Raw genomic sequence first — 13,700 nt, forward strand, 5'->3', positions numbered from 1 at the left:
TTTAACTTCTCCACTTTTTTCTAAAAATTCTCGCCATTCATATAAGGTTTTATGAGAAGTTTCAAGACAAACAAAAATAAAATTATAACCTTGTTTTAGAGCTAACTCACAGATAGGTTGGCGAGAGTATAAGTCATCTCCTAACAGGGTTACAGGATAACCATACTTCTTTTGATGATTCTTATCTAACCATCTTTTAACAGCCGCATTTTCACAATCTTGTTTTTGCTGCCCATCTTGTTTTTTAATAAATTCTGGTTCTAAATTAATCACTTGTTTTTGCTCAGGAGAAACCACAATTGGCGTGACGCAACCATGAAAATAAGTTGTCGTTCCCTTACGATGATTGCGGCAATTACAATGGGGACAACTAATTTTCTTTGAAGAAAAATATTCCGTACCATCTAAAGCTATTAAAATTTCCTCATCTAAGTAGAAAAAATTTTTAATAACTCCCTGTTTTTTTAACCATTGATAGACTTGTTGAAAAGAGCCAAATATTGTGGCAGCTGGGATAGGAGCTAACAGGTTTCTGATTTGATGATCACCAGGTATTTTTTTGATACCAAATAAACTTGAAGCATTATCTTTTCCCTTACTAATTTTCAGTTGATGCTCTAAAAAAGAAGGTGACTGAGTAAAAAAAACCGAAAAAGCCGCCTTAACTGCATCTTCTACCTGATATTTGGTATTGTTTCCTGGTTTTCTGTCATCGGGTAAGTCATGTAATTCTTGAACTAAAAATTGTATTAATTCAGGAATTTCTCAAGTCACAGCCTTTTTCGTCATCGCAGAACAGTTTGATTAATTAATATTTCCAACTTAATAATTTTACCTCAACAGACAACAATCATCAATTTTTATTTGGTTCTCTTTCTGATGTAGAGAACTTTTGTTCTAGATTTCTCCCATCTTTCAAATATTTTGAGTATAAATACTCTATATACTCACTTCTCTGCGATGCAGTCGCACTCGCAGGAGCGCATTTTGTAGCTTGCTTAAAGCTTTGTTTCTGTCTGTATCACTTGTTACTTTTTAAAATGAGAATTGCTGGGAATTACGGTTAGGAACTTTTTCTATGTACATGACCACTATTTTAGCAAATGGAGAGAATTTTTATCCATTAAGAAATATTACAAATTACATGGGTACATCAAGAAATGTTAAGGGCTATATCCATTGATGGATAAGGGTTTTGGCTGTTATAGTATATATATATATGGGGGAAAGTTCAGGTATTAGCTAAGGCAGGATCGGGCCAATCTTCATCTAAAATACCGAGGGTATCCTTACCATCTTTAGGCTGTTTTGTCCAGTATCTAACGATACGATATTGTCGCCATTGTTCATTAACTAGATGTTCAAAAGCCAGTTCAATTCTAGCTTGATCGATGAGGGAAGCTTGATTATTAACTGCCTGACTAAGAAACTCGGCATAACTTAAATTATTGCGAGTAGAACACTTCGCCCGCGCACCGTACAAAGCCAAACGAATCGCATCCATTAAAGTAGTTTTACCGCCCCCATTCATGCCTCCTAAAAGGATAATCGGACAGGGATTGTTATCTTTTTCAGGACGTAAATTAATCACTTGACGACCAGCGTAGGGTCCGAAATTTTGCAAAACTAATTCAGTAAAAATCATTAACAGTCAGGGGTGAGGAGCGGTAATTTCTATCCTAGACAAGTATAACAAGCGATCGGAGCTAATCTCCCTATTTTCGGCTTGTGGGATCGGCAGACTAGGGAGAAAGTAAAATAGAGACGTTGGGGGCAACGTCTCTAGGAAATTTAGCAAAATGTCTAATTTTTATTTAATTTTGCTTTTTCTCAGGCGTGTTAGGGAGAAAATACCGACTAGGGTCAAGAGGGCGAGAACATTATCCGCTTCTGGAGTAGTAACGCCACCGTTGATAAAGAATTGAGAGCGGTTCCAAACACTTCCCCCCACCCTGCGACCTAAAATTCTGCCTTGAATATCGCCGTCGAGGAAGTGAATACCGCCATAACGACGAGAAATACCGGCTTCGTCGGCCGCTTCTGAGAAAGTATCCCAAGAAAGAGTTACCGGACTACTCGGAGTGATGCCCGGTTCAAAAGCTGAAGTACCGGGGGCAAAGGTGACAGAACCACCAAAAACATCACTACCAGTGAAAAGACGCAGGATTTCCGCCCCAGCGGCACTAAAGGCACTATGGCCAGAGGTATATTCGGCGAAGGGGGGCGAAGGAGGACCAAAGGGATTCTGGTAGGTGAGAAATTGGGTAGCGGGAATAGTGATTGTGCCTAAACCGGGGCCGCCCCAAGCGTTAATTTCAAAGACTCCATCGCCGTTATTGTCAGTCCCGATTAAACCCAAGCGACCTAACTCGCGAATCACGCGCACGGGACGGGCAGAATTATAGGATAGTTTCGCTTCCCAGGTGGCAATCCCCGCGTCCATGACTGCATTACCGAGGGCGAAGAATAACTGCACATCTTCGTCGAGAGTATTATTATCCCGCTGGGAGATATCTTGCCCGAACTCCATCCATGTACCCGGAGGGAAGGGGGTTCCAGGGCCATCTTCCCAAAATTCGGCGATTAGTTTCTGTTCGTCGGTGAGATTGGCACTGAATGCCACCACATCAACCGCCTGCTGGATGAAAGCGGGATTGATATCTACTCCCACTAATGCAGCACTAATAGGAACAACCGTACCATCAGCCCTGGTGATCGTTCCCGCCTGTAAATCCGCCGAAGCGTTGGAATCTAACAGAAAAGGAGGGATAATTTCAGGGGGACGATATTGTGCATTATCGGTTAAAGAGAAGGATTCTACCGTTCCCCAGTGAGGGGTCAGATATTTCTGTAGGGGTGAACCAGAATCGATGGGAACACTCTCCGGAGTCCAGAGTTCGATATCGACCACTTGAGTGGGAGTGTTGGGGGTGCTGTAACCGATGGTATCAACGTAGTTGTTTAACTGATTGGAACCGTCATTACGACGGGCATTCATCAGTGTGGCGGCGATGGTGTTACCGATTCCCGCTGCCGTAGTGGTATCGGTGCTGGTATTGTTGGGGTCGTAACCGAGACTATTCATCCGAGCAGTCAAATTAGCCGTTTGTGTGGGTAGCAGTTCCGTTAACACCCGATAGGCGGCAAAACTAATCGCTTCCTGTTTATTGGCCTGAGTATTTTCGCTCGTAGGACGTTGTAAAGTATCTCCCAGAACGGTACTAATGGGGGTAGCTTCGTAGGCTGACCAAGCATCGTACATAGCAGTGCCAAGGATGCCATAGAGCCGAGAAGCTACCGTTGGTCCCTGGGGTTGATTTCTAACACCTTGAGTGGCTGCACCAATCCAATCACTGGCCACCGTGACCGCTTGAGCAGATGATACTGGCAGCAAGGCAGTGGAAGCAATCCCTAAAGGAAAAAGGGTTAAAGAGAGTATTTTTTTGTACATGACCAGCAAATGGCAATAAATAGGGTTTGCTGAAAAAGTCATTGAAAAGTACAGGTCTCTTAATGGGACTTAAACAAATTTCAAGCCCAAACAAAGCCTAAACTGGCTTTGTAAGCGGCAAACACATCCCGATTCTCGGTCAGCCACTCAAAGAAACGGAAAGACATCGCTGTCCGAAAAGCTTCCAAGGCTTCCACAAAAGTGTTTAAAGGTCGATTCGCCCACTGCCTTTGCAATCCCCCAGTTAACTTATGCCACAGGATAAATGTATAGGCACAAAACACCAGGATAAAATGACGAAGTAAGCTTCGTTTATCCCTGACTTGGTATTCCCTTAACCCTAACCATCCTTTGGCTTCTCGGTAGAATACTTCCACCCAATTTCTTTCGGTGTAAGTCTTGACTATCCACGACGCTGTTACTGTATCTGCCTCAACTACATTGGTGATGAAATAGTCCACCTCTGTGGCTTTTTCCATTGAACTTGCATTCATGACGATAGCCAAGTTCCTTTCTCCTTCTAGTTGAGATATTTTCGCTCTGAATACCGCTACCCAAACCGTTTTTTCTTGATCTAGATTTAGGGTGATTTTCTCCCAATCCTTTTCTGATAGGCTTTTTGCTAGTTGCTCAAGCTGGATTGTTTCTTCCACACCCCCTTCTTTTTCAATAATTACTTTTCGATTTTTTGCCAATCCTCCTAAGTATTTTAGCTTTCTTTCTTCCAGGGCTTTGAGAAAATTTGTGTTGTTGCCATAACCAGCATCTATTAAGACGATTTTCGGTCGATAGCCTCTGGTTAAGCTCCGGTCAATTAAATCTATCGCTATCTCTGGTTTCTTCTTAAATTCTTTGTCTTCTTTCCCCTCGGCTAAGGAACTAGCCGGTTGATAAATTTCAATGTCTAGGGGTACACTTTTTTTGCCGTCGTAGAGATGGGTAGTGACGGCGACTATTCCGTTGTCTGTCTTGCCAATTTCTCCCAGGTACTGCCTGCCAACTCCGGCGGTCAGATTGCCACTTTTTCGATGTCCTGAGTCATCGACAATCAGGGAAAATCCTCGGGGTATTTGCGTCTGGCGGCATTGGTTCATCACTTGCAACCGACATTCATTCACCTGACGGTCTGACCAAGGAGATTCGGTCAAAAAGTGATGTAATCGGTTATAAACTACTCCGACGGCATTATTGGCCATTTGAGTGAGGTTTTTCCTCTCACTTTCCCCTAATAATCCTCCTAAATATTGTCTGAAGCCGTTTTTTTGCGCTTCGTTTTTGAAGCAATTGTCAAACCGCCGACACCATCGGTCAAAGCATGGGGGCATCGCGGCTGGGGTTGTCTCTTTCATCGCCGATTTTTCAACGTAAAGTGCTTATTCTATAACGATTATACTCTATTATACTCTTGTTGAGCGTTTAAGTCCCATTAGCAATAGATCATACAGCATGGGAATTGAAGGATGCTAAAACGATGAAAGATAGAGGCTATCAACATAGCGCGGCATCAAAAAATGGAACAGTATTAGGACAAGGCTATAGCACCATTGTCTGGCTACCCGAAGGTGAAAGAAGTTGGGCATTACCCTTAAGACATGAAAGAATCACATCCTTTGAAACACCGATATCTGAAAGCCAAAGGGCAACTCCAAGAAGTCTGCAAAACAATTCAACAAAAAGTTTTGGTAAGTACCTAGTGGATTGTTTCAGCTAATTTGGTGTGTTAGAAAAATACTATAAATTTTATAATCTAAGACTTTAAGCCGAAATCTATTGCCCTATTTTAGCTGAAACAGTCCACTAGGCAAAATTAATTACACATTTCGATAAAGCTTTTGCCTCTTGCCTATTACCTCTTGCCTATCTTCACTAGGAAATTTATTTTGCACGACTACTTAACTACTCTAGAAGAGCTAGGGATTTTTCTACAGTGTAAGTTCGGAAGAACCGTTTATCTTACTATTTTAGCGGGAGCATCCCACTTTTGTAATAAGCAATTGTACTTAGGTGCGAAATACTTATGTGGCAAGCTTTTTCAGGAGTTCATAGATTTTCAGCGGTTCTCTAAATTGTGTGATTGGAACTAGAATCGTTACTACAAAAGCTTTCTGAACCTTTTGAGCATTTATACTTGTTACATAATCAGGATGCTCCCTATTTTACTCCTACTACTAGATGTTTTTCTCCTGATGAACGAATAACTTGACAGTTTTGAAAGCCAACTTTTTCTAACCAGAAGATATAATCAGAGCCTGAATAATGTTGTCCCCAAGTTTCTAAGAGCATACTTAAATTCATCATTGCAGTTTCTACTGGTCCATTTTTATCTTCATTAAATAATTTTTCTACAATGAAAATTGTGCCTCCCTCTGGCAAGGAATCAAATATCTTCTTTAATAATTTAGTTCCATCTTCTCGATTCCAATCAGAGAGAATGTAACCCAAAACGTACACGTCACCATGAGGTAAATCTTCTTTAAAGAAGTTCCCTGCCACGAATTTTAAGCGATCTGCAAGCTGGTGTTCAGCACATTTATCCTCTAAAAAGAAGCGAACGTTTGGCAAATCAAAGACAATAGCATTAAGTGTCGGGTATTTTTCCAGCGCAGCTATGGAAAATGAGCCACTTCCGCCGCCTACATCTACTAAGGTTTGATGTTTATCTAAGGGATACTTTTCAACTAGCTCTTTAGCGGGAGTGTAACCCATTCCCCACATACTCGCTAAAAAGTTCTTAATGCGTTGGGAATTATTATACAATTCTACAAATGGCGAAGCATCCTGTAAATCACCCAAAATGTACTTCCATTGAGGTTTGTCTTCTTTCAATGCTTCCTTAAGATAGGGAAAAATGTGAGTGGATATTTCTCTGAAATGAGAAAAAGATTCCCCACAATATTCTGGAGATTTTTTCTGCAAAAATGGTCGTAAATGTTCAGGCATTCCATAGGTGTTTGCTTGTTTTTGAACTAAGCCAATAGCTACGCTACCTAAAAGTAACCGTTCCAAGGCAGATGATTTGACATCAGCGACTTCAGCTAGTTCCTCCGTTGTGTAAAAACCTCCTTGAGCTAGGTAATCAAATATGCCTGTTTCATCACCAACAAAAAGAACATGACTCATCATGAAACCGTACATACTATTTTTTATTTCTGATGGCATCATTGTTTTTATTTTCCTTTATGAATAATGTTTGAACTTCAAATTGACTCAAGAATTTTCTGACTCGGATATGTCAAGATGAATACTTTCCTGAATGAGATAATGCTTGTTTAAAACTTCCTCTCTAGATTCACCCCCAATCAGGTAATAGGCGAAATGGGGTTGTGCTGATTCTGGCAGGCAATAAACCCGCTCACCTAATTGATTCAAGATTTGAACGTCCAATAGCTCTGATATGCTCTCGAATATATCTAACCCCTGAACTTTAGTCAGAACGCCACTTTTGGGAATAACTATTCCTCCATATAAAATAGCTTTGCCGTTAGAGCAAATCTCACTGAGTTTCTTACCTAACAAAACGTTTAAAAGCTCTACATAGGGATTTATTTTTGTCAGGTATTCAACCGATGCAACTGTGTAAGCACCACCCGGACGAATACCCGCTTCTAATACTTTCGGTCCATCGTTTGTAAAGCGAATTTCTACATGAGCTGCGCTAGTTCCATCAGCAGTTAAAGCCAAGACAGCATCAGTAGCAATTTTACTGATCTGTTCTACTTCTTGGGGACTTAAAGAAGTTGGAGAAATAGACATCTTTTCAGCAAAGTATGGTCCCGTAGCTGGTGCTTTTTCAAAAATCCCCAAAATTTGACATTTACCTTGAGTGACGATGCAATCAACCGCCACCTCAGTTCCTGTACAGTATTCTTGAGCAATGATTTTGACCTCAGAAGTTCCATAGGCTAATCGGTTGCGATCTGTTTTTAAATCTAAATCTACAGGTCTTTCTAGCATCTTTAAAAGATACTGTACCCCATCTAGATAGTCATCCCTAGATGCTACTTTAATAACACCCTGACTATTCATCGAATCAGACAATTTAATAATAGCCGGATAACCAATATGGTTTTCTATTTCCCGCCAGCCGCAATTAGGGTCAGGAATAGCAACAGTAGTAGGAACAGGAATTCCCTTTTTGTACCACCTTTGATAGGCAAGATATTTGTTGCGACTGGCTTGAGCCCCACTGAATTTAACGCCTCGTAATCCCAATATTTCGGACGCTTTAGCTGTAATTGCTGTTGCTCCTTCATAAACTGGTAGTAGTACATCAAAGGGATGCTTTTGGTGATAGTCGGCGACTTTTTCCACTACCACAGAAGGCTGGTGTAGAGGAACTTCGATAACCGCCTCTAAATCACTACAATCAAAAGCTGGTCGGTGCGGAACGAAGAAAACAAGCTTACAGCCTGCTTTTTGCAGAGTTTTAATCAAATAAGTAGTGGGATAAGCATGAATAATGCCAACTCGCACCTGACTTTTTTCACTCTTTTCCATCTCAATATCCCTTAAATTAGATTTTAGAAACTACCAGTCCGAATACCAGGTCGATCTTCGACAAAGCCCAAGGATGTCATAGCAGATTCCCTCTGGTGAGGATCAAAGGTATCGAACATCATGCTGGTCGTCCATAGCTTACCTACTTCACTTAATTTCCAGCTTTTGGCAGTTTCGTAAATTAAACCATTTTGTTGCCAAAAATCCCAAATATTTTGAGAAATTGACTGTATTGCCTTTTGATAAACTTTGTCAATCTCAAAAAACTTTATGAAGAAAGCAGCCCCCCGGTTTTCTGGTGTAGTCAGGAGGAAGGAAAGTTTTTCTAACGGAAGTTGTCCCGCTTCAACAGTCTGCAGGTACTGCTCAGTATTGCCTAAGTTCATGTAGCAATAACCATTGAGATAGCCTCTTGCTGATGAACCCAAAGCAATCATCTCAGAAGAATGATCCCCTTTACCACCACCCCACATCAGTCGGAAATACTCACAGACTTGAGGTTTTTTAGCAAAGATGGGATCAGCAACATCATAATAGCCCATATTTTTGAGAGAAGTTCGCAGTTGTTGAGCTAAAGCGAAGTGCATTTGTTGGCTTGGTTTAGAGGGGATTGTTCCATCCTTCATAGCCATTTTGAATTTTTTAGGAAAAGCGTAGTAATGAAGGTTGTAGTAATCTAGACTATCGAAGTCGTGGTTTTTGAGATGGGCTAAATCATATTCAATGGCGGTAATATCTTGACCAGGCAAATCATACATCATATCGACGTTAATATCTTCAAACCCTCGTTCGCGAGCATTTTTGGTACAATTATCTACATCTTGGAGGGTGGCAGCAATATTAAATAATTCTCGCATTTTTTCGTCATAGGTTTGAAGACCAAAACTAATTCTTTTAACTTGATACTCTTTTAGTAAATCAAGTTTTGCTGGTTCTGAAAGGGTTTTCGGTTCTCCTTCAAAAGAAATTTCAGCATCTGAATTTATCTGAAAGTGTTTGAAGAGATTCTCAAAGATTTTTCGTAAGTTAGTGACGGAAAAAATAGAAGGGGAACCACCTCCAAAATAAACCGCTTTGAACGACATATCCGAAACATAAGGAAGACTGGATACTAGTTCTATTTCCTTACAAAGAGCTTCTGTATAGCGATCATAAATTTCGCCTCCCTTATCAACTCTAACATGAAAGGGACAGAACCTACACATATCGTGGCAGTAAGGAATGTGAAGATAAAGTAAATTTTCGGTAACTGCTGGTTTCGGACTGTTCAAAATTTGCCGAAAAGTATTTTGATGATGGCTGTCTGTGAATTTATCTTCTAATAAGGGATAGAAGTAATAGGTCATTGGGTATAGAGTTGTGTACATTAAATACTCCTAATTCGTAGTTGGGTTTGAGACAGTCATTTTTGATCTGCCAGATTAAATCAGTAGCCATTTTTGAATTTTAGTTCTTCGATTTGTCTATGCAACGTATAGGATTATGAGGAATGAAACTCTCATATAAAAAGAGATTTAGCGATTTTTGTCAATTGTTTTCGATCTAGAACGAACTAATCAATTAAGTCTCTTGCCAGATAAGGATTGAGTCAATTTATGCTCCCCTATCGAACTATATTAAGTAACAAAGAGCCTGAATTTTCTGCTTAGACTGACAGAGCTAGAATTGCTTTCGGAACAGCATTTTCCTGTTTTTTCAGAGCATCTTTTAATATTTTTTCTGCATTTTGATAAAAGATAGCAGAGAGAATTGAATCGGGAATATTAGCTTGTTTGTATTGCTCTAGCAAAGCTGAGTAACTACCAACTACTGGCCAGTCTGAACCAAAAATAATTTTTTGAGATAATTTTTCTAGATCAGGAAAGACCTTCTCAAGAGACAAGGGATCTAGCAAAGCAGTATCTAGGTAGACGTTAGGAAAACTTAGAGCCATAGTCATAGCTTCTCCATACCAGTGCGGTTTTCCTCCATGAGCTAAAATCAATATCAAATCTGGATATTTTTCTGCTAGTGGCTGAAACTCGAGGGGGTTAATAAATTGCTGCTCTGTGTCCTTTTGAGCGGTTAAGCCTGTATGAAAAATTACGGGTAATCCCAAAGATTCACACATTTTATACACGACTTGCATATCGTCTCTGAGAGCATTAAAGCTGTGGTCTGCTGGATAAAACTTGAACCCTTTTATCCCTAACTTGATACTTTTCCAAAATTCATCTTGGACATCATGATAATTGGGATTGATACTGCCAAAGGGAACAAACATATCCTTATTTTGTGCAAACTCAGCAATCATTCGACTATCAATCGTATAATTGGTTCCTGGCCCACATTCAGCTAGTAAGACAGCACAGTCAATCCCCTTGTCAGTTAAATACTTTTCTAGGATTTCTGGTTGAGAAAATACTTCAGCTACCTTGACATTGGATTCCATCGGCCGGCAGGTTAGTAGTTCTTGAATGTCGTCTCGTAAAAGCTCAAATTTCCCAGCATGGACATGAAAATCAATAATCTTCATCGCACTTTTCTCCTCATAAGGATGATTTTTTTACTCAACAATTAAGCAACTAAAGAAGGATGGGCTGAAATATTTTCTTGACAATAATTAATCAGAGGAAAAATATGTTCATCCTCTAACCATTCAGCCGATAAATCTTCGAGAATGTGATGTTCAGAAATTAATTGGTGATTTTTATATTGTCGGATTATCGGATGCAAAAACGTACTTAACGCAGCTTCACTTTGACTTGTTCGTTCAATGCGTTCTACATTAAAAGGGTCGGCTATTTCTCGATGTCCGTACTCTAAGGTAATCAGAAAAAAATTTGTTTCCTGAGCTAGCATTTTTTCATGAACATAATCAACTGGTAAATCCTCATAATAAGTTGCTTGGCTATCAAATTGATTAATCGCAACTACATCACAGAGAAATCCTGGTTGTTGCCATAAAGCAGAGGTTACATTAACTCTTTTAAGAATGGCTTGAGCGACTGATTTAGGATCACCTTTAAGGGAATAACTGGGTAAAGGCTGTTGATTGTTTTTCCAAGCTAAAATTTTACTTAATGCTTCAATATTGTAGCGGAATCCATGAATAAACCCTGACATATATTTTTTGAAATCTCGCATTTGCATTAAGGTCCCAGCAAAATACATATCTTTGACGTTAGTAGATTCCCATTCACTGGTTTGGTTAGGAAAGCGATTATCAATTACTAGCTCTGGTTTGCATCTGTCATCGAAAATAGAATCGTCAAAGCGAAAACCTGTGCAAATTATCACTCGATCATATAACAACATTTCTACCTCTCCTGAAGCATGAGAATATTGAAAAGTTACTGCGTATTGCTCTCCTTTTTTTTCAATGTTGACAACCATTGCATCAAGGATAGCATTCTGTGACTTGAGTTGGTAAGTATCCAAAATATTATTGTTAACTGCTCTTAAATGACCTACATAGTGGGTTTTCCAAGCCATTTTAATCGGATGAGGACTGACTAAATGAATTTTGCTAGTTGTCGCTATTAAATTATCAGCCGTTTCAAACGCAGAGTTACCTTTTCCAATAATTAAAACCGCCTCATTTTTAAAATCATTGGGATCGACCGTGACATCAGTATAATTTTCTGCTAACTCAATACCTGGAATTGAAGGAACATAGGAAAGAGAAACCCCAGTAGCAATAATTAAGTAACGACAGATATAATACTTGCCACGACTATCTTCAATTTTAAAGTTATCCTCTTTAGTAATTTTGACTACGTTGACTTCATAATCGATCGGCAGCTGATAATAGTTGGCAAAATCTTGAAGATAGGTTGTTAGAGATTGGGATTGAGGGAAATAAGCTTGACTATAGTTTTTGAATAAAAGCCGATCATTATCGTTAAGTAAGGAATTCCAATCCCATCTTAAGTTTATTTCTCGATCATTGTATCCTGTGTAAACCTTATTGCTCGAAATCAGTTGTCCGTGCCGAGGAAATTTTTGGAAGAAACTGCCTGCCTTTTCTCCTCTCTCTAAAATTAGAAAATTCTGTTTTTGTTTTTGGAGAAAATACCCCATCTGTAATCCAGCAGGACCAGATCCAATAATTATATAATCTAAAATATTTTTGTTGCTTGTCGTCCATTCTTGTTTTTGAGCAATCATTTTTGTCCTAACTCCTGCAGTATTTTTTCATCAAAAGACCTCTTGCATAAATCCGAAAACAAACGATAGAAACAATAATGCGAGGAACTTTCAGTTAATTATTTATTAGTAGTTGATAATTTTCAAAAATGTTGCTGTACAAGGATCGACTTAAGACTTTTGCAGGAGATCTTAAGCACAACATAAATTTATCACAGCTAATTATGAATCAACATGATACAGATAAAACTGATGTTCTGATTCTATCGAAGCAATGTCTTTCTATATAAAAATTTTATTACTCATAACTCCTCTCTCTTGCATAATAAAAACCGAAGAAATATAGCAAAGAGAGGGGTGGTTAGGACAATCAATCGCTGAAACCCTTGACCGATAAGAGTTTGAAAATTGAAAGCGTCCTAAATAACCCATTTCTTGCTATATAATCCATATTCTATCCAATCACCGGGAAATCCACAACCTAAGTTTAGAAACTTAAGATGAATTTAAGGATTTGTACGGCAGGGTAAGCTGTGTTTGGCTCTTCTCGAATTTGTATGATAATTTTTGCTTATAAAATCGTGAAATGGTTACTGGGTAAAACTTTTAGGACTATAGCAAAGAGAGGGGTGGTTAGGACAATCAATCGCTGAAACCCTTGACCGATAAGAGTTTGAAAATTGAAAGCGTCCTAACTAACTCGTTCTATGCCATATTTTGCTGAACAGACTAAGTATAGTTATTTCAAATAAGAACGAGACACTAGGCGACACAATAAGTACGAATAATTTCATCAAGGGGTGTCCCCACAGGAGCATACATTCTTGCCCTCTTTAATGCACTAAAATCATGTTCGATATCATTTAAATCAGGAGAGTATTTTGGCAAAAACACGACCTGATGACCTGCTTCCTCTACCAGTTGTTTAATGACTGTCTTCCGATGAATTGGTGCATTATCCATAATTAATACTGATGTTATGGTTAGAGAGGGCAACAAATATAAAGATAACCACCCTTCAAAACCTTCGGCATTCAGGCTTCTCGTAAATACCATCGGTGCAATAAAGTCTTTTTTTCCCTTTCTTCTCCCAGCGACAAGGTTCTCTCTTTTTCCTCGTTTTCCTTGTCTATCTCCCAAGACTTTCTTCCCTTTTTTTGACCAAGCATAAAAACAGGCTTGAAATTCTTCAAACCCTGACTCATCAATAAATACAAGGCTTTCACTTCCATATATTTTAATCAATTCTCTCAGCACTCTGTAGTATTTCATTCTTTCTTCTCGGTTTCTTTCTCTATAACGAAGTTCCTTCTTTTTTCTGGTAACTTTCATTTTTTTTTAGGCATAGCAAATGGCACTTGGTCTCACTCCAAACTTCTCGGCTCTGTCTCTTAATCTTGCCTCGGGATTTTCTTGGACATCTTTTGACAGTGCTTTCCAGTCCAGCTTTCTCTGACGGTGTTTTACCTTTGTTGCTTCCAGTTTTTCCCTACGAACGCCATCTATATATCGTCGCTCTTCCTATATTAAATAGAGCGGCGGCTTTGGTTATGCTTCCCCCATTCTCTACATAATCGATTACTTTTTTTCTCAAGTCTAGGCTATAAGACATTTTTCTGTATGG

7 protein-coding genes and 4 pseudogenes are annotated in these 13,700 nt (G+C 39.2%); 1 reads left to right on the plus strand and 10 read right to left on the minus strand.

The window, feature by feature from the left end; translation table 11 throughout:
• From IQ242_RS05105 to IQ242_RS05120, 4 genes and pseudogenes are all read right to left on the minus strand, one after another.
• Positions 1 to 762: pseudogene (locus tag IQ242_RS05105) on the minus strand (ISNCY family transposase); the annotation flags it as partial.
• 472 nt (positions 763 to 1,234) lie between these two features.
• Positions 1,235 to 1,645, minus strand: a pseudogene (locus tag IQ242_RS05110) (AAA family ATPase); the annotation flags it as partial.
• 165 nt (positions 1,646 to 1,810) lie between these two features.
• The gene (locus IQ242_RS05115) at positions 1,811 to 3,451 is read right to left on the minus strand and encodes a vanadium-dependent haloperoxidase (RefSeq protein WP_193959245.1); all 1,641 of its coding nucleotides are present in this window, start codon (positions 3,449 to 3,451) and stop codon (positions 1,811 to 1,813) included.
• Between the two features lie 80 nt (positions 3,452 to 3,531).
• Positions 3,532 to 4,800: an IS701-like element ISMae34 family transposase gene (locus IQ242_RS05120; protein ID WP_193959246.1), complete on the minus strand. Its 1,269-nt coding sequence runs from the start codon at positions 4,798 to 4,800 to the stop codon at positions 3,532 to 3,534.
• A gap of 71 nt (positions 4,801 to 4,871) precedes the next feature.
• Between IQ242_RS05120 and IQ242_RS05125 the strand changes: the two are divergent.
• Positions 4,872 to 5,136 (plus strand): annotated as a pseudogene (locus tag IQ242_RS05125) (transposase); the annotation flags it as partial.
• Positions 5,137 to 5,602: 466 nt separating this feature from the next.
• Here IQ242_RS05125 and IQ242_RS05130 read toward each other — a convergent pair.
• The 6 genes and pseudogenes from IQ242_RS05130 to IQ242_RS05155 all read right to left on the minus strand — a co-directional run bounded on the left by IQ242_RS05130 (position 5,603) and on the right by IQ242_RS05155 (position 13,688).
• On the minus strand, positions 5,603 to 6,613 hold the full coding sequence (locus IQ242_RS05130) for a methyltransferase (RefSeq protein ID WP_159250598.1): 1,011 nt from the start codon (positions 6,611 to 6,613) through the stop codon (positions 5,603 to 5,605).
• A gap of 45 nt (positions 6,614 to 6,658) precedes the next feature.
• Entirely contained in the window at positions 6,659 to 7,885 is a 1,227-nt protein-coding gene (locus IQ242_RS05135) for an ATP-grasp domain-containing protein (RefSeq protein ID WP_228020831.1), read from the minus strand.
• Positions 7,886 to 7,971: 86 nt separating this feature from the next.
• Positions 7,972 to 9,294 carry a coproporphyrinogen-III oxidase family protein gene (locus IQ242_RS05140; protein ID WP_159250600.1) on the minus strand — a complete coding sequence of 441 codons (1,323 nt, stop codon included), beginning with the start codon at positions 9,292 to 9,294 and terminating at the stop codon, positions 7,972 to 7,974.
• A gap of 299 nt (positions 9,295 to 9,593) precedes the next feature.
• A complete protein-coding gene (locus tag IQ242_RS05145) occupies positions 9,594 to 10,463 on the minus strand; it encodes an amidohydrolase family protein (RefSeq protein WP_159250601.1) in 870 nt (289 codons plus the stop codon).
• 41 nt (positions 10,464 to 10,504) lie between these two features.
• Positions 10,505 to 12,097: an NAD(P)-binding domain-containing protein gene (locus IQ242_RS05150; protein ID WP_159250602.1), complete on the minus strand. Its 1,593-nt coding sequence runs from the start codon at positions 12,095 to 12,097 to the stop codon at positions 10,505 to 10,507.
• Positions 12,098 to 12,838: 741 nt separating this feature from the next.
• Positions 12,839 to 13,688 (minus strand): annotated as a pseudogene (locus IQ242_RS05155) (IS630-like element ISMae21 family transposase).
• Between the last annotated feature and the right edge of the window lie 12 nt (positions 13,689 to 13,700).

It is taken from the genome of Microcystis sp. LEGE 08355 (assembly GCF_015207185.1).
GTDB lineage: Bacteria > Cyanobacteriota > Cyanobacteriia > Cyanobacteriales > Microcystaceae > Microcystis > Microcystis panniformis.

Excerpts from the sequence above, each read along its gene's own strand:
- IQ242_RS05115 (WP_193959245.1), bottom strand. The coding sequence starts at position 3,451 with ATGTACAAAAAAATACTCTCTTTAACCCTTTTTCCTTTAGGGATTGCT.
- IQ242_RS05120 (WP_193959246.1), bottom strand. The coding sequence starts at position 4,800 with ATGAAAGAGACAACCCCAGCCGCGATGCCCCCATGCTTTGACCGATGG.
- IQ242_RS05130 (WP_159250598.1), bottom strand. The coding sequence starts at position 6,613 with ATGATGCCATCAGAAATAAAAAATAGTATGTACGGTTTCATGATGAGT.
- IQ242_RS05140 (WP_159250600.1), bottom strand. The coding sequence starts at position 9,294 with ATGACCTATTACTTCTATCCCTTATTAGAAGATAAATTCACAGACAGC.
- IQ242_RS05145 (WP_159250601.1), bottom strand. The coding sequence starts at position 10,463 with ATGAAGATTATTGATTTTCATGTCCATGCTGGGAAATTTGAGCTTTTA.
- IQ242_RS05150 (WP_159250602.1), bottom strand. The coding sequence starts at position 12,097 with ATGATTGCTCAAAAACAAGAATGGACGACAAGCAACAAAAATATTTTA.